At 74.0% G+C, this 20,697-nt stretch carries 22 protein-coding genes; 15 read left to right on the top strand and 7 right to left on the bottom strand.

Features of this window, described 5'->3' with window-relative positions; genetic code table 11:
- Positions 1 to 30 precede the first annotated feature (30 nt).
- From ACIBCA_RS29770 to ACIBCA_RS29760, 3 genes are all read left to right on the top strand, one after another.
- Positions 31 to 912, top strand: a complete 882-nt coding sequence (locus ACIBCA_RS29770) for an alpha/beta fold hydrolase (RefSeq protein ID WP_396286113.1) — start codon at positions 31 to 33, stop codon at positions 910 to 912.
- Positions 909 to 1,580 carry a hypothetical protein gene (locus ACIBCA_RS29765; RefSeq protein WP_396286112.1) on the top strand — a complete coding sequence of 224 codons (672 nt, stop codon included), beginning with the start codon at positions 909 to 911 and terminating at the stop codon, positions 1,578 to 1,580. The genes ACIBCA_RS29770 and ACIBCA_RS29765 overlap by 4 nt, the downstream gene beginning before the upstream one ends.
- 93 nt (positions 1,581 to 1,673) lie before the next feature.
- Entirely contained in the window at positions 1,674 to 2,309 is a 636-nt protein-coding gene (locus tag ACIBCA_RS29760; RefSeq protein ID WP_396286111.1) for a hypothetical protein, read from the top strand.
- Between the two features lie 36 nt (positions 2,310 to 2,345).
- Here ACIBCA_RS29760 and ACIBCA_RS29755 read toward each other — a convergent pair whose 3' ends face one another.
- Complete coding sequence (locus ACIBCA_RS29755) at positions 2,346 to 2,789, bottom strand: hypothetical protein (RefSeq protein WP_396286110.1); 444 nt, start codon at positions 2,787 to 2,789, stop codon at positions 2,346 to 2,348.
- Positions 2,790 to 3,064: 275 nt separating this feature from the next.
- On the opposite strand from ACIBCA_RS29755, the gene ACIBCA_RS29750 reads away from it, so the two are divergent.
- Positions 3,065 to 4,189: an alpha/beta hydrolase gene (locus ACIBCA_RS29750; protein ID WP_396286109.1), complete on the top strand. Its 1,125-nt coding sequence runs from the start codon at positions 3,065 to 3,067 to the stop codon at positions 4,187 to 4,189.
- Positions 4,190 to 4,225: 36 nt separating this feature from the next.
- Here the strand turns inward: ACIBCA_RS29750 and ACIBCA_RS29745 are convergent, their stop codons facing one another.
- Complete coding sequence (locus tag ACIBCA_RS29745; RefSeq protein WP_396286108.1) at positions 4,226 to 4,711, bottom strand: universal stress protein; 486 nt, start codon at positions 4,709 to 4,711, stop codon at positions 4,226 to 4,228.
- A gap of 296 nt (positions 4,712 to 5,007) precedes the next feature.
- Between ACIBCA_RS29745 and ACIBCA_RS29740 the strand changes: the two genes are divergently transcribed.
- From ACIBCA_RS29740 to ACIBCA_RS29725, 4 genes are all read left to right on the top strand, one after another.
- Positions 5,008 to 5,202 carry a hypothetical protein gene (locus ACIBCA_RS29740; RefSeq protein ID WP_396286107.1) on the top strand — a complete coding sequence of 65 codons (195 nt, stop codon included), beginning with the start codon at positions 5,008 to 5,010 and terminating at the stop codon, positions 5,200 to 5,202.
- A gap of 40 nt (positions 5,203 to 5,242) precedes the next feature.
- The gene (gene lysA / locus ACIBCA_RS29735) at positions 5,243 to 6,577 is read left to right on the top strand and encodes a diaminopimelate decarboxylase (RefSeq protein ID WP_396286106.1); all 1,335 of its coding nucleotides are present in this window, start codon (positions 5,243 to 5,245) and stop codon (positions 6,575 to 6,577) included.
- 101 nt (positions 6,578 to 6,678) lie between these two features.
- Entirely contained in the window at positions 6,679 to 7,260 is a 582-nt protein-coding gene (locus tag ACIBCA_RS29730; RefSeq protein WP_396286105.1) for a hypothetical protein, read from the top strand.
- A gap of 221 nt (positions 7,261 to 7,481) precedes the next feature.
- The gene (locus ACIBCA_RS29725; RefSeq protein ID WP_396286104.1) at positions 7,482 to 8,006 is read left to right on the top strand and encodes an isochorismatase family protein; all 525 of its coding nucleotides are present in this window, start codon (positions 7,482 to 7,484) and stop codon (positions 8,004 to 8,006) included.
- Between the two features lie 25 nt (positions 8,007 to 8,031).
- Here ACIBCA_RS29725 and ACIBCA_RS29720 read toward each other — a convergent pair whose 3' ends face one another.
- On the bottom strand, positions 8,032 to 9,204 hold the full coding sequence (locus ACIBCA_RS29720) for a hypothetical protein (protein WP_396286103.1): 1,173 nt from the start codon (positions 9,202 to 9,204) through the stop codon (positions 8,032 to 8,034).
- A 304-nt stretch (positions 9,205 to 9,508) separates the two neighbouring features.
- On the opposite strand from ACIBCA_RS29720, the gene ACIBCA_RS29715 reads away from it, so the two are divergent.
- From ACIBCA_RS29715 to ACIBCA_RS29700, 4 genes are read left to right on the top strand one after another with little or no spacing between them, the layout of a single operon-like run.
- Positions 9,509 to 10,849 (top strand): ABC transporter substrate-binding protein, encoded by a 1,341-nt coding sequence (locus ACIBCA_RS29715; RefSeq protein ID WP_396286102.1) that lies wholly within the window; start codon positions 9,509 to 9,511, stop codon positions 10,847 to 10,849.
- Positions 10,846 to 11,778, top strand: coding sequence for a carbohydrate ABC transporter permease (locus ACIBCA_RS29710; RefSeq protein ID WP_396286101.1), 933 nt, complete (start codon positions 10,846 to 10,848; stop codon positions 11,776 to 11,778). Before ACIBCA_RS29715 ends, ACIBCA_RS29710 begins: the two co-directional genes overlap by 4 nt.
- Positions 11,775 to 12,602, top strand: a complete 828-nt coding sequence (locus tag ACIBCA_RS29705) for a carbohydrate ABC transporter permease (protein ID WP_396286100.1) — start codon at positions 11,775 to 11,777, stop codon at positions 12,600 to 12,602. The genes ACIBCA_RS29710 and ACIBCA_RS29705 overlap by 4 nt, the downstream gene beginning before the upstream one ends.
- Positions 12,603 to 12,604: 2 nt before the next feature.
- Positions 12,605 to 14,416, top strand: coding sequence for a glycoside hydrolase family 36 protein (locus ACIBCA_RS29700; protein WP_396286099.1), 1,812 nt, complete (start codon positions 12,605 to 12,607; stop codon positions 14,414 to 14,416).
- A 25-nt stretch (positions 14,417 to 14,441) separates the two neighbouring features.
- Here ACIBCA_RS29700 and ACIBCA_RS29695 read toward each other — a convergent pair whose 3' ends face one another.
- The gene (locus tag ACIBCA_RS29695) at positions 14,442 to 15,251 is read right to left on the bottom strand and encodes a DeoR/GlpR family DNA-binding transcription regulator (RefSeq protein WP_396286098.1); all 810 of its coding nucleotides are present in this window, start codon (positions 15,249 to 15,251) and stop codon (positions 14,442 to 14,444) included.
- A 131-nt stretch (positions 15,252 to 15,382) separates the two neighbouring features.
- Between ACIBCA_RS29695 and galT the strand changes: the two genes are divergently transcribed.
- The 3 genes from galT to ACIBCA_RS29680 all read left to right on the top strand — a co-directional run bounded on the left by galT (position 15,383) and on the right by ACIBCA_RS29680 (position 18,169).
- Positions 15,383 to 16,528 carry a galactose-1-phosphate uridylyltransferase gene (gene galT / locus ACIBCA_RS29690; protein ID WP_396286097.1) on the top strand — a complete coding sequence of 382 codons (1,146 nt, stop codon included), beginning with the start codon at positions 15,383 to 15,385 and terminating at the stop codon, positions 16,526 to 16,528.
- Positions 16,525 to 17,655, top strand: coding sequence for a galactokinase (galK, locus tag ACIBCA_RS29685; protein ID WP_396286096.1), 1,131 nt, complete (start codon positions 16,525 to 16,527; stop codon positions 17,653 to 17,655). Before galT ends, galK begins: the two co-directional genes overlap by 4 nt.
- A 151-nt stretch (positions 17,656 to 17,806) precedes the next feature.
- Positions 17,807 to 18,169, top strand: coding sequence for a hypothetical protein (locus ACIBCA_RS29680; protein WP_396286095.1), 363 nt, complete (start codon positions 17,807 to 17,809; stop codon positions 18,167 to 18,169).
- A gap of 182 nt (positions 18,170 to 18,351) precedes the next feature.
- Here ACIBCA_RS29680 and ACIBCA_RS29675 read toward each other — a convergent pair whose 3' ends face one another.
- The 3 genes from ACIBCA_RS29675 to ACIBCA_RS29665 form a co-directional block, all read right to left on the bottom strand.
- On the bottom strand, positions 18,352 to 19,584 hold the full coding sequence (locus ACIBCA_RS29675) for an MFS transporter (RefSeq protein ID WP_396286094.1): 1,233 nt from the start codon (positions 19,582 to 19,584) through the stop codon (positions 18,352 to 18,354).
- A gap of 103 nt (positions 19,585 to 19,687) precedes the next feature.
- Positions 19,688 to 20,161 (bottom strand): RrF2 family transcriptional regulator, encoded by a 474-nt coding sequence (locus ACIBCA_RS29670; protein WP_396286093.1) that lies wholly within the window; start codon positions 20,159 to 20,161, stop codon positions 19,688 to 19,690.
- Positions 20,162 to 20,232: 71 nt separating this feature from the next.
- Positions 20,233 to 20,646, bottom strand: a complete 414-nt coding sequence (locus ACIBCA_RS29665; RefSeq protein WP_396286092.1) for a Fur family transcriptional regulator — start codon at positions 20,644 to 20,646, stop codon at positions 20,233 to 20,235.
- Positions 20,647 to 20,697: the final 51 nt, after the last annotated feature.

The following is a 20,697-nucleotide window of genomic DNA, read 5'->3' as shown; positions in this document are numbered from 1 at the left end:
ACAACCATATCATCAAAACCGGGAGGGATCATGACCAGGACCAGCGTCGGACACTTCGTCAGCGAGGCTTCTCGCACGAAGTTCCTGGAGGCGTACGACCGCGCGATGGAGCTGTGGCCGAGCCCGCGCGAGGAGCTCGACGTCGAGACCGCGTACGGGACGGTGCACGTCCACCGCTACGGCGCGGCGGCCGGCGAGCCGGTCGTGCTGCTGCACGGGCACGCCGGGCACCCGTCCAACTGGTACCCGCAGGTCGCGGCGCTGGGGGAGCACCACCCGGTGTACGCGGTCGACACCCTGGACGACCCCGGGCGCAGCGTCCAGCGCGTCGTGGCCGCAGGCTCGAAGGAGAACGCGGCCTGGCTCGGCGAGGTCCTGAGCGGCCTCGGGCTGGAACGCGTGCACCTCGTGGGCGTCTCGTACGGCGGGTGGCTGGCCCTGAACCAGGCGATCCACGACCCCGGGCGCCTCGCCGGCGTCACGGCCCTCGACCCGGGCGGGATCGAGAAGGTGCCCGCCCGGTTCTACGCGCACATGGTGGGCGGGCTGTTCGGCATGCTCGCCCCGAAGCGCTACCGCCCGGCCCTCGGGCGGCTGTTGGCGAACCCGGCGCTCAGCGCGCCGCCCGAGATGATCGCCCCGCTGATGCTCGCGATGCGCGGCTACAAGCCCGCCTCGCGACCGGCCGCGCGGCCCTTCACGGACGAGGAGTTGGCCTCGATCGCCCTGCCGGTCCTGGTGCTGGTCGGCCGCCGCAGCGCGCTGCTGCGCCCGCGTCAGGTGGTGGAGCGGGTGACGAGGCTCGTCCCGGGCGTACGGGCGGAGACGGTGGAGCGCGCCGGGCACGGGCTGAACCTGGAGCGGCCGGAGCTGGTCAACGAACGGCTGCTGGCCTTCACCGCCGGGCGTTGACGCGTCGCGCAGCCGCCGTCGACGCCCCGTACCTGGGCTTCCTCGGGGCCTACGTCCTCTGCTCGGCGCTCACCTGGGCGGTGTGGCTGCGGCGGCGGTGGGCACGCCCGTACGACGCCGTGCGACGCCCGTACAGCGCCCGTACGACGATCGGACGGCCCGGCGCGCGGCAGCCGGGCCGTCCGGTTAGCGTCGGCGCAACACGTCCCCTGACCCCGGAGGTCGCAGTGCAGCGCTGGATCACCCTCACGCTCCTCACCGCCTCCCTCGCCGGCCTCGCCGCCCCCGCCCGGGCCACGGAGGACCCGCCCCCGGCCGCCACCAGCGTCACCCTCGGCGAGGCGCGGATCGACCCCAAGGTGCCCGGAAAGGTCCGGGTCGAGGTCGACTACCTGTGCACCGTCGCCGACGAAGCCCGCTCCCTCACCGTCTCCGTCGAACAGAAGGACCCCCAGGACACCTCCTCCATCGGCTTCGGCTCCAGCCGCACCGCCGAGACCGACATCCTCTGCGACGGCACCCCCCAGCACCGCCAGATCGCCGTCCAGTCCAAGACCGTCAACTGGATTCCCGCCACCGACGCCGTCCTCACCGCCACCGTCACCAACATCGGCGCCACCCCACCCGCCGCCGCCGACGCCCGCCGCACCAAACTGACGGGCCCCTGACCCCACACCCCCCGCCGCTGCTCGGGTCTGGCCCTTTGTTCTACACTGCTGTAGAACATTGGCCTGCAGGTGATCGGCGAACGGGGACGCAGCATGGACAGGCCGCTTCGACTGCCGCAGCAGGACCGGGCCGACTTCGAGACCGAGCTCGGCCGGGCGCTCGCCGGCCCGCAGGTGCGGGCGGCGTTGCGGGAGGGTGGCGACGACGGGCACGGCGTCGAGCGGCTGCGCCGCAGCGCGCGCGAGAACGCCGAGTTCGTGCTGGCCGCCGCCGCACCCGAGTACGAGCGTTACGCGACGCTGCGCGCCGACGCGGACGCGGTGTCGCGGCTGCCCGTGGACGCGCCGGGCGGGGGCCGGGTGTCGGGCCTGTGGGGCGTGGTCGGGGTGATAGTGCCGGTCATCGCGGGGGCCGCCGCCGTGATCTTCCTGCTGGTCGGGTACGCGATGGGCCTGGCCGAGGACCTGGAGGTCCTCGGGGGCGCCCTGGTGGCGGCCGGCTGGATCGCGGCGGCCGTGGCGGCGGTGGGGCTCCTGGTGGGCGGACTGGGCCTGCTGAACACGGCCTCCCGGGCGAGGGCCGACGAGGCCGGCGAGGCCGCCGAGGAGACGGGCGGAGCGGGCGAGTTGGTACGGGCGCGCGACGAATGGCGGCTGGCACTGGCCGAGCGCGGCCTGCTGCCGTACCTGGTGGCCCAGGCCGGCAGCCTCCCCGACCGGCGCCGCTGAGGCGACGGGTGTCGGACCGGCGCCCCGCCTCCGCCCTCAGTCCCGGGCCGCCTCGACCAGCAGCTGTGCCACGGCCAGCGGGATGCCGAGGCGGCGGGCGATCCAGGGGGCGGGCCGGCCGGCACGGGCGAGTATCCAGGCGGAGTACAACTGGCCCAGCTGGGGCGCGTGTTCGGTGAGGAGGAGGGGGCGGACGGCGTCCATGGGGAAGTCTTCGAGGGCGCGGGCGCTGTAGTCGCGGCCGTTGGGGCCGGGTGGGGGCAGGGGGAGGGGGCGGCGGGTGTCGAGCCAGCGGTGGAGGAGGACGGCGGCGGCGACGAGCAGGCCTGTGGCGGAGGCGGCGACCAGGAAGGCGCCGATGACCGGGCGCTGGTCCTCCTCGGCGAGGGTGAGGGCGATCTCCTCCGTCAGGAGCAGTCCGAGTGCGCTGATCAGCGCCAGTGCTTCGCCGGGCCGTGGTCGGAACCGGGATGTGGACATACGGGACCTCTTCCTCGGCCGGCGTGCCGGTGGCTGCGGACGGGTTCGGCGACTCACCTCCGGTACAACGGCCGTGGGCGGCCGGGGGCACGTGGAGACACGTGGGGAGTTGACGCGGCGTCAGAATGGATGGAAGGGTGCGCCCGGGCCCGGTGCTGCGCCTCCGAACAGCATAGCTCCGGGGCGCCATGAGCTCGACAGTCGTGTAGAGGTTCGGCCGGGCGGGAGGGCCGAAACCGTGGGCGTGGTCCACCCTGGTAGGGGAGGCCGGACGGATGGGACTCACCAGCCACAAACTGATCGCCCTGGTGGCGCTGCTCGCGGTGCTCACGGTGCTGGGCACGCTGTGGGTCTGGCCCCGGCTGGCCGTGCGCAGCTGGCCCGCGATGTTCCTGCGGCTGGGCACGGTGCTGGTCACCCAGGTGGTGCTGTTGGCCACGCTCGGTCTCGCCGTCAACGACTACTTCGTGTTCTACAGCAGCTGGTCGGACCTGATCGGCCGCGAGCACGGTGCCGCCGTGATCCAGGGCGCGGGTGCGGGCGCCCCGCCCGGGGTGCAGGTGCTCGGTACGGCGGAGGTGACGGGCGCCGGGTCCGTGGGCCGCGATCCGGCGCAGGTGGGGCGGCTGGACCGGGTGCGGCTGCCCGGCACGACGACGGGGCTGAGCACCGACGGCTACGTCTACCTGCCGCCGCAGTACTTCCAGCCCGGTTACGAGGGGCGGCACTTCCCGGCGGTCCTGGCGCTCACGGGCTTCCCCGGGGACGCCGCCAACCTGGTCGGCAAGCTCCGCTACCCCGCGCACGAGCTGGACCTGCTGCGCCAGGGGGCGATGAAGCCGACCGTCCTGGTGCTGATGCGCCCCTCGCCCTCGATGCCCCGCGACAGCGAGTGCGAGGACGTCCCGGGCGGCCCGCAGGCGCAGACCTACTTCGCCACCGACGTGCCCGCCGATCTGCGCGCCTCCTACCGGGTCCTCGACGGCGGCCGGGGCCTGGGCATGATCGGCGACTCCACCGGCGGCTACTGCGCCGTCAAGCTCGGCATGACGCACCCGCAGACGTTCGGTGCCGTGGTGTCCCTGTCCGGCTACTTCCGGGCGGCCGAGGACCTGACCACCGGGGACCTGTTCGCGGGCAGCGCCCAGCGGCGCGAACTGGCCGACCTGAACTGGCGGTTGGCCCATCTGCCGATGCCCGCGCTGTCCGTCCTGCTCGCCGACAGCAAGCAGGACGGGAGCACCTACGCCGACTCGCGCGCGTTCGCGGCGGCGGCCCGTCCGCCGCTGGTCGTCGAGCAGGCGACGGTGGACAGCGGCGGCCACAACTTCACGACCTGGAACCGGCTGCTGCCGCCCTCGCTGAGCTGGCTCAGCGCGCACCTGGGCGACCCGGCGTGAACCGGGAGCCCGGGCCCGGCGGGTGATGCCGGCCCCTCAGCGGGCCAGCAGTGGCAGGGGAGCCCCGGTGCGGGCGGGCAGTTCGAGCCGGGTGAGCAGCGCCGAGGGCGACACCTCGACCACCCGGCAGCCCGCGCGGTGGCGGCAGTGCCGGGCGACGGTGCTGTGGCGCAGCCGGTCGAGGCGCCGGCGGGTGGCGGTGCCGATGACCAGCAGGTCCTGCGGGCCGGTGACGGCGGAGACGAGGGCGTGCCCCGGGTCGGCGTTGACGACGACCGGGTGGATGACCAGGCCGGAGGGGAAGCCGCCGTAGGCCTGTTCGAAGGCGACGTCGAGGCGGCGGCGGGCGGCGTGCTCCAGTTCGCGCAGGGGGCGCAGCCCGTCCCGTTCGCCCGCCGTCCACGCGGCGACGGGCACCAGGACGGCGTCGTGGCGGGCCGCCTCGCCGACGGCGTGGTAGAGGGCGGCCAGACTGCTCAGTGATCCGCTCAGGCCGACGATCACTCGGGTGGTCCCGGTCATGGCCGTTCGCCTCCGTCTCTCCGGCGCGCTCTCCGGCGCGCGTTCTCCGGGTCGGTGCTCCTCGCTTCGGATGACTCCAGTGAACCCCGGAACGCCCCCGTCCGTACCGGTGCTGACACCACCATGACGCCGTCCGCACACTTCTTGACGGCCCCCTGACACCGGCGGGAAGGGGGTGTGTCAGGGGGGCGTCAAGGGACGGCCCCGATCCGTAGACCCTGCGTCAAGGCGCGCGCCGAGCGGCCCCGGGCGCGCTCCACTGGGAACGGAAGCGCCCCGCACCCAAGGAGCCCGCCATGACCACCGCCACCGTCACCGCCGCCGACCGCCTGCCGGCCCGCGCCGTCCGTCTGGTCCCCGCCGCACCCGCCGGACCGTCCGTCCCCGAGGACACCCACGACCGCGCCACCGACCGCGCCACCGACCCGGAGCCCGACCGGGCCCGCACCCGCCCCGCGCACTGCCGCTTCGCCCTCCACTTCGAGGACTGACCCCACCGCCCGCCGCCGCCCACCCCCCGGAGAACCCGACATGACGCAACTGATCGCCCCGCCCGCCCCCGCCGACGCGCTGGGCGGCCCCTGGCCCGCCTCCGCCCGATCCGGGCCGTCCGGCGAGGTGCTGGTCGGCGGGGTCGGACTGGCGGAGGCCGCCGAGCGGTTCGGCACCCCGCTGTACGTCCTGGACGAGGCGGAGGTCCGCAGCCGCGCCCGCGCGTACCGGCGCGCCCTGCCGCACGCCGAAGTCCTGTACGCCGCCAAGGCGTTCCTGTGCAGCGCGATGGCCGACTGGGTCGCCGAGGAGGGTCTGGGCCTGGACGTCTGCTCCTCCGGCGAGCTGTGGCTGGCCGTCTCGGCGGGCTTCCCGGCGGAGCGGATCCTGCTGCACGGCAACGCCAAGTCGCCGGAGGAGCTGCGGCTGGCGCGCCGGCTGCGGGTCGGGCGGATCGTGATCGACGGCCCCGCCGAGATCGCCCGGCTGGCGGCCCTGGTCGCGGCCGACGTGCCGCAGAAGGTACTGGTCCGGGTCGTGCCCGGCATCGCCGCCGGGCACCACGCGGCGGTGCGGACCGGTGTGGGCGGGCAGAAGTTCGGCTTCTCCGTGGAGGGCGGGGACGCGGCCGACGCGATCGCCCGTGTCCTGGACCAGCCGGGCCTGGAACTGGTGGGCCTGCACTGCCACTTGGGCTCGCAGATCACCTCCGCCGAGCCGTACCTCCAGGCCGTCGACACCCTGGTGCGCCTGCTCGCCCAGGTGAGGGACCGCCACGGCGTCGAGCTGCCCGAGCTGGACCTGGGCGGCGGGCACGGCATCCGCTACCTGCCCGGTGACGAGGAGCTGGACCTGGCCGCCTTCGCCGTCGGGCTCACCGACCGCCTCGCCGTGCGCTGCGCCGAGGCGGGCCTGGAGGTGCCGCGCCTGATCGTCGAGCCGGGGCGGGCGATCGCGGGCCCGGCGGCCGTCGCCGTGTACCGGGTCCTGTCGGTCAAGCACACCGCGGACGGGCACGGCTTCGTGGCCGTGGACGGCGGCATGAGCGACAACCCGCGCCCCGCGCTGTACGGCTCCCCGTACGCGGTGCGCCCGGTGGGCCGCCGCTCGGAGGCGGGCACGGTCCGGGTGGACGTGGTCGGCCGTCACTGCGAGGCGGGGGACGTGCTGGTGCGCGACGCGGTGCTTCCGGCGGACCTGCGCCCGGGGGACCTGCTGGCCGTTCCGGCGGCTGGCGCGTACCAGCTGTCGATGGCGTCCGGCTACAACCTGGTGGGCCGTCCGGCCGTGGTGGCGGTGCGGGACGGGCGGGCGCGGCTGCTGCTGCGGCGGGAGACGGTGGAGGATTTCCGGCAGCGGGAGGTCGGGCGGTAGGGTCCATTCCGTTTTCGGACCGTTGCGTGATCGGGACGAAGCGGGGGGAAAAAGAGGAACGTCCCGTCACACGAAAGCATTACTGTCTCACCATGATTCGAATGACCCGTGTTGGTGCCGTCGCGCTCGTCGGTGCCTCCGCTTTCCTGCTCACCGCCTGCAACGACGACGCCAAGAGCGACACCGCCGCCCCGACCTCGGCCGCCGCCGCGCCCACCAGTGCCGCTGCCGCCGCCCCGACCACCGCCGCCGCGGCTCCCACCACCGCCGCCGCCGCGCCCACCACCCCGGCGGCCACCGCGGCCCCGGCGGGCGGTGCCGCCGGCACCAACACCGTGGTCATCACGGGCAAGGGCGGCGCCACCTACACCTTCGCCGAGGTCAACTGCCTGGGTGCCAAGGACACCAGCGGCAAGCTGGTGCTGACCGGCGAGAACAAGACCGGCGCCAAGAAGCTCGGCCTCATCGTCACCTTCGACGGCGCGGGCAAGATGGGCATGGTCCTGACCGAGGGCGAGGACGCCGGCGCCACCGTCTGGACCGCCCAGAGCGCGGTCGGCGCCTCGGCCAGCCGCACCGTCGACACGGTGAAGTTCACCAACCTGCCGGCCGCCCAGATGACGGGCGCCACGGGCACCGCCAGCGGCTCCTTCAAGTGCGAGAGCCAGGACGCCCTGCTCTGACCCTCACCGGTCGCGCAGCGACCGAGGCCGTGTCTTTCGGCTCACGCCGCGCGGGAGGTCGGTTCGTCCGGCCTCCCGCGCGGCCGCGTGTCGTCACCCCGGGTGTCCCCGAGGAGCGGACTTACCCGTTCGGGTGAACTGTCGGGCCGCCGCTTCGTCTACGCTCGGTCGACCCGGCAAGCTGGGCCCGCCATCCACCTCCGGAGAGGGAGAGCCAGCCGATGACGCGTGCACTGGTCGTGGTCGACGTGCAGAGGGACTGCTGCGAGGGCGGAAGCGGTCCCGTGGACGACGGGGCCGAACGGGCCCGGGCCATCGCGGAGTTGGTCCGGCTGATCCAGGGGCCCGGGCGGGAGGGCTGGACCAGGGTGGTGGCCGGCAGTGACGGCACCGACTTCCATCCCGCGTTCGCGACCGCCGTCGAGGCCGGAGCCGTCGACGAGGTGTTCCTCCACGGCGTCCGCAGCGCCTCCCCGAGCGGTTTCGAGGGCTACTCCGAGGACGGCACCCCGCTCGCCGACTGGCTGCACGACCGGGGCGTGGACGCGGTGGACATCGTCGGCGCCGCGGTGGACCCCTGCGTGAGGGCCACCGCCCTGGACGCCGTACGGGCGGGCTTCGCCACCCGCGTCCCGCTCGACCGCACGGCCGGCCGCGCCCCGCACGGCACGCTCGCCGCGATCGGCGAACTCGGGGACGCGGGAGTGGAGTTGACGGGAACTCCGGCGGTCGCCGCCGCGTTCTGAGCCGGGCCGGACCACGGCAGACACCTCACCCGTCGAAGCGCCGCCACTCGAACCCGCGGTCGGCCAGCGGCGTCAACACGGCGCGGTGAAGAGCACCGAAGGTGACGAGGGCCTCCCGCCCCTCCCCGCTGACGCCCGCGATCAGCCCCGGCCCCACGTGGAAGCGCACCGCGTAGTGCGCCGGCAGGTGCGGGCTCAGCGGGACGGGCCGCAGCAGCCGTAGCAGCGGGGCCAGCAGAGCGGCCGGCGCGTTCGACGTCCAGGCTTGGTACGGCGCCGAGTTGACCGCCTCGTACAGGGTGAACTGGAGCAGGAAGCGGCTCAGCGGCTCCGCCTCGACGCCGCTCTCCGGCTCCCCGTACGGGTCCTCGCCGTGCCAGGTGTGCCACACCCGGGGGTCGGCCTTGGCGGGGCCCTCCGGCGGCCAGGGGACGGACCAGTCCATCCCGCCGTCGTGCCACTCGGCGAACACCAGCCGGCCCCCGAGCGGCCCGGAGGCGCGGCGCGGGCGCTCCAGCACCGGGTCGGTGAACTCCAGCAGGGCCGGGCGCAGCCGCGCCAGCCGGTGGAAGGCCTCCAACGCGGGTGGCACCGGGCCGAGTTCGGGCGCCTCCCGGGTCGAGTCGCGGGCCGAGTCGCGGGCCGAGTCGCGGGCCGCCCCATGGGCCGTGTCACGGGCCGTTTCACGGGCCGGATCACGGGCGGGGAACCAGCCGAGGGCGAAGGACTCCAGTGCCCGCAGCGGCACCGCCTCCACCTCGTCCACCCAGTCGACGTCGGGCGTCGGCCCGGGCGCCGGCACCGGCCGGACGAGGTCCAACAGGGCCCGGCCGAGCGGGCGTTCGAGCCGGAGGGTGACCCAGGCGAACGCGGGAGGCTCGGTCTCGGCCCGCGCGGCGACGGCCCGGCCGAGCGGCAGGCAGGCCCCGTCGAGGCGGACGTAGGCGTGGATCGGCAGCTCGGCGGTGTGGACGAACCGCGGGTGCAGCCCCGTCACCGGCGTGCCGCGCAGCACCACGGTGGCCGCGTCCTGCACGCCCTCGCGCCAGGGGCCGTGGTCCCCGGCCTCGACCAGGACGACGGTGGCGTCCGCCCCGGCCGCGATCAGCGCCGAGCCCAGTTCGTACCGCTGGGCCCCTTCGCCGGCGACGGACAGCGCGGCCGCCTCGGTGATCGGGGACGGAAGGGTCGTTGTCATGCCGAGCAGAGTAGCGCCGCGCCGGGATGCGAAACGGCCGCTTCGACGGTTCGGCCACGGGCCGTCGTGGAGGGGGTGCAGGCGCGGCCTCCCGGCCGCGGGGGCGGTCTTGACGGGGGACGGGGCGCTGGCGTTTGCTGTCTCCCGCCCCGTTGGAACCTGTTCGGTTCTGGGCTTTTTTGTGTGTTTGAACGCTCGCGTGACCTGCTTGACGCTCCGCCAGGCGCTCACCCGCTTCGCGCTCCACCCCGCGTTCCACCCCCACGTACCACCCGTCCCGCGCCGTTCCGTAGAGAGGAATACAATGTCACACCTTTCTCGCCGCGACCTGCTCCGATCCTCCGGAGCGGGCCTGCTCGCCCTGGCCGCCGGCGGCGCCCTCGCGGCCTGCGGCTCCGGTTCGGACGGCGGCTCCGGCGGGGACGCCGAGACGGGCACCGTCACCGTCTGGTCCTGGGCTACGGCCGCCGCCGCGCTGCGCGCCGTCGTCCCCGCGTTCGAGAAGGACAACCCGGGGATCAAGGTCGAGGTCCAGGACATCGGCGAGCCCGCCATCTGGGACAAGATCACCGTGGGCCTCGCGGCCGGCGGCCAGGGCCTCGGGGACGTGCTGCACATCGGCGGCGACTACCTCCCCGGGTACATGGACAAGTTCCCCGCGGGCCTCGCCGACCTCTCCGCCCTCGGCGCGGACGCCCACCGGGACAAGTTCGCCAAGGGCGTCTGGCCCGTCGTCATCGGCAAGGACGGCCGCGCCCGCGCCCTGCCCTGGGAGACCAACCCGCTCGGCTTCTTCTACCGCAAGGACTACTTCGACAAGGCCGGGATCGATCCCACCACGTTCGCCACCTGGGACGACCTCCTCGCCGTCGCCGACCGCTTCAAGGCCGCCAACCCCGGCGTCGCCCTCCTCGAGCTCAACAAGGCCGCCAGCCCCGACCCCGACCTGGACTTCCTGCAGTCCCTCATGCAGCTCCAGGGCGCCTTCTACTTCGACCTCCAGGGAAGGATCACCCTCGGATCCGAACCCGCCGTCCGCGCCCTGACCATCGTCAAGCGCCTGGAGGAGGCCGGAGCGATCATCGACGCCCCCGGCGCCCACGGCTGGGTCGACCTGATGAAGGCCGGCAAGTTCGCCGTCTCCCCGATGCCCGCCTGGGCCGCCCACTACTTCGAGGCCAAGTTCCCCGACCAGAGCGGAAACTGGCGTCTGGCCGCACCTCCGGCCGTCACCCCGGGCGGAAAGCGCACCGCCCTGGTCAACTCCACCCACCTGGCCGTCGCCGCCTCCAGCCCCCGCCGCCGCGCCGCCTGGAAGTTCGTCGAGTACGCGCTCACCCGGCCAGCCTCCGTCAACGCCATGTTCACCGCCGGCGGCGTCTTCCCCGCCCTCACCGCCGCCTACGCCGACCCGATGTATTCCAGGCCCAGCGACTACTACGGCGGCCAGCCCGTCCTGAAGACCTTCGCCGACCTCGCCACCGCCGGCGGCGACCCCACCAACTTCTCCGGCGACTACGCCCGCGCCCTCAAGCTCGCCAGCGACGCCCAGGTCAAGGTCCTCCTGCGCAAGGCCGACCCGGCCGCCGCCCTCCAGGACGCCGCCAAGCAGCTCGCCCAGCAGACCGGACGCACCACCGCATGACCGCCACCATCCCGCCCGCCACCGCCGGAAGAGCCCCCGCCGCGCGCACCGCCCGCCGGAGGCCGGCCCGGTGGCGGCGCACCGCCCTGCCGTACCTGCTCCTCGCCCCCGCCCTCCTCACCTTCGCCGTGTTCAAGGCGTACCCGGTCGTCGACTCGCTGCTGCTCTCCTTCACCACCGCGCCCGGCGGCCCCGGCCAGGGCGACGGCCTCGCCAACTACCGCCGCCTGCTGGACGATCCGCTGTTCTGGACGGCCCTGCGCAACACCGGCGAGATGCTGGTCGTCCAGGTGCCGCTGATGCTCGGCCTCGCCCTGCTCGCCGCCCTCGGCCTCAACACCGCCCTGGTGCGCTGGCGCACGGTGTGGCGCCTCGGCGTCTTCATGCCCGCCGTCACGGGCCTGGTCGCCACCGGCGTGATGTTCTCCTTCCTGCTGCGCACCCGGGACGGCGCCGTCAACCACCTCCTGGAGGCCGTGGGCCTGCCAGCCGTCGACTGGCTCGGGCAGCCCTTCTGGGCGCGGATGTCCGTCGTCCTCGTCCTGACCTGGCACTACACCGGCTACAACGCCGTCATCTACCTGGCCGGGCTGCAGTCCGTCCCGCGCGAGCTGTACGAGGCCGCGATGGTCGACGGCGCCGGACCGCTGCGCCGCTTCACCGCCGTCACCGTCCCCGCGCTGCGGCCCGTCCTGCTGTTCACGGTCGTGCTCTCCACCATCGGCACGCTTCAACTCTTCGACGAGCCGTACGTGTTGACCGGCGGCGGCCCCGACAACGCCACCCTGACCGTCTCGATGTACCTGTACCAGAACGGCTTCCGCTACTTCGACTTCGGCTACGCCTCCGCCATCGCCTACGCGCTCACGCTGCTGGTGTCGGTGCTCGGCGCGGCCCAGATGCGCCTGATGGGGGAACGCGACCGATGAGACGGAGCAAGCTGCGCGGCTGGCCGCTCACCTTCCTGCTGGCGGGCGTCACCGGCCTGTCCGTCGCGCCCTTCACCTGGCTGCTGCTCTCCACCACCCGCAGCGAGAACGAGATCTTCGACTGGCCGCCCGCCCTGACGCCCGGCGGCAGCCTCGGCGACAACCTCAGCCGGCTCGACCACCGCATCGCCCTGCCGCGCGTCCTCGGCAACTCCCTCCTGGTGGCGGGCACCCAGACCCTCGGCGCCCTGGTCGTCGCGCTGCTCGCGGGCTACGCGTTCGCCAAGTTCCGCTTCCGGGGCCGGAGTCTGCTGTTCGCGCTGCTGCTGTCCACCCTCGTGGTGCCCGAACAGGTCATGCTGGTACCGCTGTTCAAGATGATGATGAGCTTCGGCCTGCTCGACACCTACCAGGCGCTCATCCTGCCCGGGCTCTGTGTGCCCTTCGCGATCTTCCTGATGCGCCAGGCGCTGGGCAGCCTGCCCGACGAACTCCTCGACGCCGCGAGGGTCGACGGCGCGGGGGAGCTCCGGGTGCTCTGGAGCGTGGTCGTCCCGGTGATGCGGCCGGTGCTGGCGGCCCTGGCGATCTTCCTCTTCCTCGGCTCCTGGAACCAGTTCGTCTGGCCCCTGGTCGCCCTGCGCAGCCCGCAGATGCACACCCTGCCCGTCGCCCTCGCCACTCTCCAGGGCAACCAGAACGCCACCGACTTCGGCGCGATCCTCGCCGGGACGGCGATTTCCACCCTGCCGATGATGGTCCTCTTCCTGGTCCTGCAACGGCAGTTCATCTCCGGCCTGCTGGCCGGCGCCACGAAAGGCTGAGCATGACCGAGCCGATCACGACCGACCCGATCACGCCCGAGCCAGGTACGACCGACCCGAGCACGACCGGGCCGAGCACGAGCGGGCCCGACGGCATCGACGGCACCGACGTCTGGGAGCCGCACGCCCCCGCCCCCGCCGACGGACTGCGCCCGCTCTACGCCGAGGGGCTCGACCTGCGGGTCGGTGGCGGCGCGGCCACCGCGCGGGCGGTCGCGGACGGCGTCGCCGAGGTGAGCGCCGAGGGCCCCGGCCCGGTGCGCATCGAATGGCGGCTGCCCTGCGTGGACGCCACCGCCCTCTGGACGCCCGAGCCGCGCGGCACCGGCTGGCTGCCCGCCGCCTGGAGCGCCCCGCGCCGTACGGGCCTGGCCGCCGGCGCCCCGATCGCTGCCCTGGTCGGCACGGGGGACGTCGCCGTGTGCGCCTTCGCCGCCGACCGGCCCGACGTCCTGGCCGGGGCCGGAGTCGTCGAGGAGAGCGGCGAGTTCCGCTTCTGGGCGCAGGCCGAAGGCCGGCTCACCGTACGGATCGACACCTCCCGCCGCCACTTCGCCCGCTGCCTCGCCGACCTCACCGCCTGGTGGGGCGACACCCGTACCGCCCGCATCCCCGATGCGGCCCGCCTGCCCGCCTACTCCACCTGGTACGCGATGCACCAGGACGTCACCCCCGCACGCGTCGAGGCGCAGGCCGCGCTCGGCAAGCCGCTGGGCCTGGACGTCCTCATCGTGGACGACGGCTGGATGACCGCCGACCGCACCCGCGGCTACGCCCACTGCGGCGACTGGGAGCCCGTCTCCCTGCCCGACACCGCCGCGCACGTGCGCCGGGTGCGCGACCTCGGCGTGCGCTACCTGCTCTGGTACGCGCTGCCGTTCATCGGCACGGACAGCGCCGCCTACCGCAAGCTCGACGGCTACGCCCTCGCCGAGGAACCGCACCTGGGCGCGATCGTCGCCGACCCGCGCTACCCCGAGGTCCGCGAGTTCCTCACCGACCGGCTCGCCCGCGCCGTCGAGGAGTGGGGCGCGGACGGGCTCAAGATCGACTTCATCGACCGGTTCGCCCGGGCGGACGCGCCCCCGGCCGGCCCGGAGGCGGACTGCGCGAGCGTCGACGAGGGCGTGGAACGCCTGCTCGCCGGCATCCGCCGCCGGATCACCACCGCGAACCCCGAGGCGATGGTCGAGCACCGCCAGCCGTACACGGGCCCGGGCCTGTGGCCGTACGTCACCATGGTCCGCGCCACCGACTGCCCGCTCAGCCCGCAGGAGAACCGGCAGCGCACCGTCGACCTGCGCCTCGCCTCCGGGCCCGTCCCCGTCCACTCCGACATGCTGATGTGGCACCCGGCCGAGCCGCCGGAGCAGATCGCCTGCCACCTGATCAACGTGCTCTTCGCCGTCCCCCAGGTCTCCGTCGACCTCGCCGCGCAGAGCGAGGCGCAGCGCGAGGCGCTCGGCTTCTGGCTCGGCGTCTTCCGCGAGCACCTCGCCACCCTGCAGCTGGGCGAGCTGCGCCCGGCCCGGCCCGACCTCGGGTACCCGCTGGTCACGGCTGCCCGGGAGGGGACGCGGGTGGTGGCCCGGTACGCGGCGCTGCCGGTGGACGCCTCCGGCGGCTGGCACACCCTGCTGGTGGCCAACGCCGACGCCGACCCGGAGGTGCGGCTGACGGGCGGGGGCGGGGCGGCGGAGGTCACCGTGCGGGACGCCCGGGGGCGGGTCCTGCGGGAGGGCGAGGTCGAGCTGGCCCTCACCGGGACGATCCCGGTGCCGAGGGGAGGGCTGCTGACCGTGCGCCGGCGCTGAACCCGGTCGTCGTCACTGACCGGGGTCAGGACCCGGCCGGGGCGACGATCAGCTCGCCGACCAGCCGGGCGGCCGCCTCCCGCCGCTCGGCCGGGAGCCCGTCGTCGGTCACCAGGACGTCCAGCTGGTCCAGCGTCGCGAAGGAGGCCAGCCCGACCGCCTCCCACTTGGTGTGGTCGGCCACCACGACCACCCGGCGCGCGGACTGCAGGAAGCTGCGGTTGGTCTCCGCCTCGCCCAGGTTCGGGGTGGTCAGCCCGGTGTCGGCGGAGAGGCCGTGGCAGCCGAGGATCAGCAGGTTGACGTGCAGCGAGCGGATCGCCTGGTCGGCCACCGGCCCGACCAGCGCGTCCGAGGGCGTGCGCACCCCGCCGGTGCGGATCACCGTCGCGGTGGCGGGGGCGCCGTCCTCGTCCGGCTGTTCGAGCAGCTCGGCGATCCGCAGCGAGTTGGTGACCACGGTGAGCCCCTCGACGGCGCGCAGGTGCCGGGCGACGGCGTAGGTGGTCGTCCCGGCCGCCAGCGCGACCGCCGAACCGGGCGGGACGAGCGCGGCCGCAGCCCGGGCGATCGCCTCCTTCGCGGGCAGCTCCCAGCTCGCCTTGGTCTCGAACCCGGGCTCGCGGCTCGCCGGGGCCTCCGTCCGCACGGCGCCGCCGTGCACCTTGTGCACCAGGCCCCGCCGGGCCAGCGCGTCCAGGTCCCGGCGGACGGTCATGTCGGACACGCCCAGCTCCCGGACCAGCTCGGTCACCCTCACCCCGCCGCGCATGCGAACCTGCTCCAGGATCAGTGCACGGCGCTGCTCGGCGAGCGGTTGGGCGCTGTCGGTCATCGGAGACCCTCCTCGGTGCTTTCCATGTTCTGTCTTGATGGATAATGTTCGGGATTGTAGCTTTCCGCTGATCATCGGCCGACGGGTGACCGTCGAGTGACCGTCGAGGCGTCACGCAGAGGAAGAAGACCATGCGCGGGACGATCCTGCCCCAGCCCACCCCCACCGCCAGGACCGAGACCACCCTCGCGGACGGCCGACGGCTCCTCTACTACGACCGGGGCGCGCCCGTACCCCGCGAGACCGTCGACCGGCGGCCCCTCGACCCGCCCTCCCACGGCTCCGAGGTGCGCCTCGACCCGGCCACCGGCGACTGGGTCACCATCGCCGCCCACCGCCAGGCCCGCACGTACCAGCCACCGGCCGAGGAGTGCCCGCTCTGTCCCTCCCGCGACGGGCGGCTCAGCGAGATCCCGGCGGAGGACTACCAGGTCGCAGTCTTCGAGAACCGCTTCCCCTCCCTCGCCGGACCGGCCGCCACAGCCGCGCCCACAGCCGTGCCATCAGCCGTGTCCGCTGCGGATGAGCTGTGGCGCAGCGGCCCCGGCGCCGGCCGCTGCGAGGTCGTCTGCTTCACCGCCGACCACGACGCCTCCTTCGCCGACCTCACCCCCGCCCAGGCCCGGCTCGTCCTCGACGCCTGGACCGACCGCACCGCCGAACTCTCCGCCCTGCCCGGCGTCCAGCAGGTCTACTGCTTCGAGAACCGGGGCGCCGAGATCGGCGTCACCCTCGCCCACCCCCACGGCCAGATCTACGCCTTCCCCTTCACCACCCCCCGCACCGCCAAGGCGGTCGCCCGCGCCGCCGAGCACCGCGCCGCCACCGGCCGCAACCTCTTCGAGGACCTCCTCGCCGCCGAACGCGCCCACGGCGAACGGGTGGTGCTCGCCGGAGAGCACTGGACGGCCTTCGTCCCCTTCGCCGCCCGCTGGCCCTACGAGGTGCACCTCCACCCCCACCGCCGGGTGCCCGACCTCACCGCCCTCGACGAGGAGCAGCGCGCCGAATTCCCGCACCTCTACCTGGAGTTGCTGCGCCGCTTCGACCGCCTCTTCGGCACCGGCCGCACCCCGTACATCTCCGCCTGGCACCAGGCCCCCCTCGCTCCGGCCGTCGGGGGGCCGGAACTCGCCCTGCACCTGGAGCTGTTCACCATCCGGCGTGCCGCCGACAAGCTCAAGTACCTGGCCGGCGTGGAATCCGGCATGGACGCCTTCGTCAACGACGTCACCCCCGAGGACGCGGCCCGCCGGCTGCGGGAGGCCACCGCATGAACAGCTTCACCGACCTCTACGGCCACGCCCCCGAGGGGGAGTGGGCCGCGCCCGGCCGGGTCAACCTGATCGGCGAACACACCGACTACAACGGCGGGTTCGTCCTGCCCATCGCCCTCCCGCAGACCGTCCGCGCCCAGGCCCGGCGTCGTCCGGACGGACTGCTGCGGCTCTGGTCCGCCCAGGGGAAGGGCCCGGTGCGGGAGTTGTCCGTCGCCGAGCTGGCCCCGGGCGCGGTCCCCGGCTGGGTCGCGTACCCGGCCGCCGTGGTGTGGGCCCTGCGCGAGGCCGGGTACGAGGTCGGCGGCGCCGACCTGCGCCTGGACAGCGACGTGCCCTCCGGCGCCGGGCTCTCCTCCTCCGCCGCCCTGGAGTGCGCGGTCGCCGCCGCGTACAACGACCTGTACGGGCTGGGCCTTTCGGCGCCCGACCTGGCCCTGATCGCCCAGCGCGCGGAGAACGCCTTCGTCGGCGTCCCCTGCGGGATCATGGACCAGATGGCCTCGATGTGCTGCCGGGAGGGCTCCGCGCTCTACCTGGACAGCCGCGACCTCACCGGCCGCCAGGTCCCGATCGACCTCACGGGGGCGGGGCTCGCCCTGCTCGTCATCGACACCCGCGTCAAGCACGACCTCGCCGACGGCGCCTACGCCGCCCTGCGCGCCGGTTGCGAACGCGCCGCCGCCCTCCTCGGCCTGCCCGCCCTGCGCTCCCTCGCCCCCTCCGACCTGCCTGCCTCCCTGCCTCGACTCCCTGACGAACTCCGCCCCCTGGTCCGCCACGTCGTCACCGAGAACGCCCGCGTCGAGACCGCCGTCGCCCACCTCGACACCGGAGACCTCACCGCCCTCGGCCCCGTCCTCACCGCCGGCCACGCCTCCCTCCGCGACGACTACCGCGTCTCCTGCCCCGAAACGGACCTCGCCGTCGAAGCCGCCGTCACCGCCGGCGCCCACGGCGCCCGCATGACCGGCGGCGGCTTCGGCGGCTCCGTCATCGCCCTGGTGGACGCCCCCCGGGCCCCCCACGTCGCCACCGCCGTCACCACCGCCTTCCGCCACGCCGCCTTCACCCCACCCCACACCCTCACCGCCACCCCCGCCGCCGGCGCCCGCAGGCTCTCCTGACGGGACCTTCGGATCCCAACCCGCGTGTGGCGAGGGCGGGTTGATCATTGACAGGTTCACTCTCACGAGTGATTGCCGATGCTGCGCATACTGACCGACACTCGAAGTGTTCGGAGAGCCCGAAGGCTCTCCCGGCGCAAGGAGTGACGCCATGACCGCAGTCGAATCCTCCGCCTCCGGGCTGCCGCAGATCTCGGGCGGCTCGCACCCCGACAGCACCGACCACCAGGGCCTCGCGATCGGCGGTAACGTCGGTGCCGTGTGGCGGGGTTGGTGGACGTGGACCCCGTCGCACGGGGTGTTCAACCTGCAGATCCCGTGGAACGTGATCGGGGTCGACTCGAGCGTGGTGATCACCGCCTCGGAGATCGACGCCAATGGGCACCGGTTCGTGGGGGCCGCCGCCCTCCAGGTGTCGAGCATCGCCCCCGCGAACGGGGTCGTGACCTTCAAGATCAACATCGACTGGGGCAGCTCGCTGCCGATGCGTACCGACGTCGTGGTCTTCAACTGACCTCGGGCGTCTTAGAGGAGAAGAGGGGCACCCGCCGCGTGGCGGATGCCCCTCTTCTTCCCGTTGCTCGGGCACGAGGCGGCGCGCGAGGTGATGACGCGGTTACCGTACGACGAGACCGCGAAGGTCGGATGATCGCCACGCGATCACCTGCTCGGCGCGGGAGGGTCTCCGACGCGGCCTCAGGAGCCCTTCGGGCGCGACCACCTGAGGCTGACCCGCAGGAAGAGCAGCGCCAGCGCCGAGAGCCCTGCGGCCAGCCCGTAGACCGCGCCGGCGCCGGAGCCGAGCGTCGCGCCGCCGAGTACCGAGCCCAGGCCGATGCCCGCGTAGATGCCGGAGGAGTTGAGCGAGACTACCAACGGCGCCTCCTGCGGGGCGACTTCGATCAGCCGGTGCTGCTGCGGCGGGGTCTGGCACCAGCAGCCCGCGCCCCACAGCAGGACCAGCAGGCCGACCAGCGGGACGGCCTCGGTGTCAGCGACGTCGGTGACGTCGGTGTCGGCGGCGAGCCGGGCGAGCCAGGCCAGGCCGCCGAGGGCGAGGGTCATCACCGCGTAGCCGGCGGTCAGGACGGCGGAGGAGCCGAAGCGGTCGGTCGCCCAGCCGGAGGCGAGGTTTCCGGCCACCGCGCCCAGTCCGTACAGGAGGAGCATCCACAGCACGGAGTGCTCGGGCACGTGGACGGCCGTCAGCACCGGGACGCTGTAGGCGTACGCGACGTACCCGGCGGCCATGCCGAGCACCGTGAGCGGCAGCACAGTGAGGACGGCCGGGCGGCGCAGCACGGCGAGCCGGGTGCGCAGCGGCACCCGGGGGCTGCCGGGCACCGGCGGCATGACCAGGCTCAGCACGGCGGCGACGAGCAGGCACAGGCCCGCGACGGTGGCCAGCGCGGTGCGCCAACTCGACCAGTGGCTGGCCGCGTTGCCCAGCGGCACGCCGACGGCGGTGGCGACGGTCAGCCCGCCGACCACCACCGCCAGGGCGCGGGCGCGCTGGCCGGGGCGGACGAGGGAGGCGGCGGCCGCTCCCGCATTGGGTGTGTAGGAGGCGGCGCCGGCGGCCGCGAGGACGCGGGTGGCGAGCAGGGCGGCCATCGAGGGGGCGAGTGCGGAGCCGAGGTTGGCCAGGCCGAGGACGGCGAGGGCGGCGATCAGCACGGTCCGGCGGGGGAGCCGGGCGAGGAGGGTGGCCAGGACGGGGGAGAGGACGGCGTAGGCGGCGGCGAAGACGGTGACGGACCAGCCGGCGGTGGCGGTGGTGGTGCCCAGGTCCTCGGCCATGGGCGGGAGGAACCCGGCGACCACGAAGGCGTCGGTGCCGACGGCGAAGGTGCCGAGGGCGAGGACGAGGGTGGCGGAGAGCCCTGCGGGGGAGGCGGTTGGGGTGGGCTTAATCGAGACATTGGACATCCAGGTTCTCCCGAGAACTCGGTGCCGGGGCGTGGTCGACTACGGAAGTGGTGTCACTACGGAAGTAGTGCCACTACAGAAGTAGTTCAGGTGCGGAGGTGGTTCAGGTGCGGAAGTAGTGCCGCCGGGTCCGCTCCGCGGCGCCGGCGGGTGCGGCGGCCATCAGGTCGGCCACCGTCTGGGCGGCGAGTTCGCGGCGCCAGGCGAGTTCGGCCCTGCGCATCGCGGTGGCGACGCCGCAGGGGTGGCGGAAGTCGCCGCCGGCCGCCGCGGCGCCCTCCGTGCGCTGCCGGATCTCGGTGCAGCGGAACGCCTCCTCCGTGCCCTCGATGGCGGTGACCACGTCCATGAGCGTGATCAGCTCGGGGGCCCGGCCCAGCCGGAAGCCGCCCTTGGCCCCGGGGGTGGAGGTGAGGATGCCGGCCCGGACGAGCGCCTGTAGGCGCTTGGTCAGGTAGGCGGGCGGCAGGTCGAACCAGGCCGCCAGCCGGGCCGTGGGTACGGGGTGCTCGTCGCCCAGCCAGGCCAGGGTGAGGCAGCAGTGCAGCCCCCACTCGACGCCTTCGCCCATCCTCATAACCAGGACACTACACGTCCTGGTTCACCGCCGGAAGACCGGAGGGGCCGTGCGGCGACTGCCCGCCTCCGTCAGCCCGCGCAGGCCGGGCAGAGCCCCCGGTAGGTGACCTCGGCGCCCGAGAGGGCGAAGCCGAAGCGCTGCTCGGAGGGCAGCTCGGCGAGCGGGTCGCCCGTCGGGTGGACGTCGCGGATGGTGCCGCAGCCGGTGCAGATCAGGTGCTGGTGGGGGTGGTGCGCGTTGGGGTCGTAGCGCTTGGCGCGCCCGTCCGTGGAGACCTCGATGATCTCGCCCAGGGTGACCAGCTCGCCGAGGGTGTTGTAGACCGTCGCCCGGGAGATCTCCGGCAGGTGCACGGCCGCCCGGGCGTGCACCTCGTCCGCGGTCAGGTGGACGTGGTCGCCGTCCAGGACCTCGGCCACGACACGCCGCTGGGAGGTGAGGCGCCAGCCGCGCCCGCGCAGCCGGTCCAGCAGGTCACTCATATCGGTTCACCTATTCAGGTCAATGGGAAGAACGGATTTTACCAACGGAGT

This window comes from Kitasatospora sp. NPDC051170 (assembly GCF_044455705.1).
In the GTDB taxonomy this organism is placed as follows: domain Bacteria; phylum Actinomycetota; class Actinomycetes; order Streptomycetales; family Streptomycetaceae; genus Kitasatospora.
Note: the sequence above shows the minus strand (reverse complement) of the source record. Positions and strands in the feature narration are given on the sequence as shown.

What these genes read in the sequence shown, in the direction of transcription:
- ACIBCA_RS29770 (WP_396286113.1), top strand. Translation starts at nt 31, where the DNA reads ATGACCAGGACCAGCGTCGGACACTTCGTCAGCGAGGCTTCTCGCACG.
- ACIBCA_RS29760 (WP_396286111.1), top strand. Translation starts at nt 1,674, where the DNA reads ATGGACAGGCCGCTTCGACTGCCGCAGCAGGACCGGGCCGACTTCGAG.
- ACIBCA_RS29755 (WP_396286110.1), bottom strand. Translation starts at nt 2,789, where the DNA reads ATGTCCACATCCCGGTTCCGACCACGGCCCGGCGAAGCACTGGCGCTG.
- ACIBCA_RS29750 (WP_396286109.1), top strand. Translation starts at nt 3,065, where the DNA reads ATGGGACTCACCAGCCACAAACTGATCGCCCTGGTGGCGCTGCTCGCG.
- ACIBCA_RS29745 (WP_396286108.1), bottom strand. Translation starts at nt 4,711, where the DNA reads ATGACCGGGACCACCCGAGTGATCGTCGGCCTGAGCGGATCACTGAGC.
- ACIBCA_RS29740 (WP_396286107.1), top strand. Translation starts at nt 5,008, where the DNA reads ATGACCACCGCCACCGTCACCGCCGCCGACCGCCTGCCGGCCCGCGCC.
- lysA (WP_396286106.1), top strand. Translation starts at nt 5,243, where the DNA reads ATGACGCAACTGATCGCCCCGCCCGCCCCCGCCGACGCGCTGGGCGGC.
- ACIBCA_RS29730 (WP_396286105.1), top strand. Translation starts at nt 6,679, where the DNA reads ATGACCCGTGTTGGTGCCGTCGCGCTCGTCGGTGCCTCCGCTTTCCTG.
- ACIBCA_RS29725 (WP_396286104.1), top strand. Translation starts at nt 7,482, where the DNA reads ATGACGCGTGCACTGGTCGTGGTCGACGTGCAGAGGGACTGCTGCGAG.
- ACIBCA_RS29720 (WP_396286103.1), bottom strand. Translation starts at nt 9,204, where the DNA reads ATGACAACGACCCTTCCGTCCCCGATCACCGAGGCGGCCGCGCTGTCC.
- ACIBCA_RS29715 (WP_396286102.1), top strand. Translation starts at nt 9,509, where the DNA reads ATGTCACACCTTTCTCGCCGCGACCTGCTCCGATCCTCCGGAGCGGGC.
- ACIBCA_RS29710 (WP_396286101.1), top strand. Translation starts at nt 10,846, where the DNA reads ATGACCGCCACCATCCCGCCCGCCACCGCCGGAAGAGCCCCCGCCGCG.
- ACIBCA_RS29705 (WP_396286100.1), top strand. Translation starts at nt 11,775, where the DNA reads ATGAGACGGAGCAAGCTGCGCGGCTGGCCGCTCACCTTCCTGCTGGCG.
- ACIBCA_RS29700 (WP_396286099.1), top strand. Translation starts at nt 12,605, where the DNA reads ATGACCGAGCCGATCACGACCGACCCGATCACGCCCGAGCCAGGTACG.
- ACIBCA_RS29695 (WP_396286098.1), bottom strand. Translation starts at nt 15,251, where the DNA reads ATGACCGACAGCGCCCAACCGCTCGCCGAGCAGCGCCGTGCACTGATC.
- galT (WP_396286097.1), top strand. Translation starts at nt 15,383, where the DNA reads ATGCGCGGGACGATCCTGCCCCAGCCCACCCCCACCGCCAGGACCGAG.
- galK (WP_396286096.1), top strand. Translation starts at nt 16,525, where the DNA reads ATGAACAGCTTCACCGACCTCTACGGCCACGCCCCCGAGGGGGAGTGG.
- ACIBCA_RS29680 (WP_396286095.1), top strand. Translation starts at nt 17,807, where the DNA reads ATGACCGCAGTCGAATCCTCCGCCTCCGGGCTGCCGCAGATCTCGGGC.
- ACIBCA_RS29675 (WP_396286094.1), bottom strand. Translation starts at nt 19,584, where the DNA reads ATGTCCAATGTCTCGATTAAGCCCACCCCAACCGCCTCCCCCGCAGGG.
- ACIBCA_RS29670 (WP_396286093.1), bottom strand. Translation starts at nt 20,161, where the DNA reads ATGAGGATGGGCGAAGGCGTCGAGTGGGGGCTGCACTGCTGCCTCACC.
- ACIBCA_RS29665 (WP_396286092.1), bottom strand. Translation starts at nt 20,646, where the DNA reads ATGAGTGACCTGCTGGACCGGCTGCGCGGGCGCGGCTGGCGCCTCACC.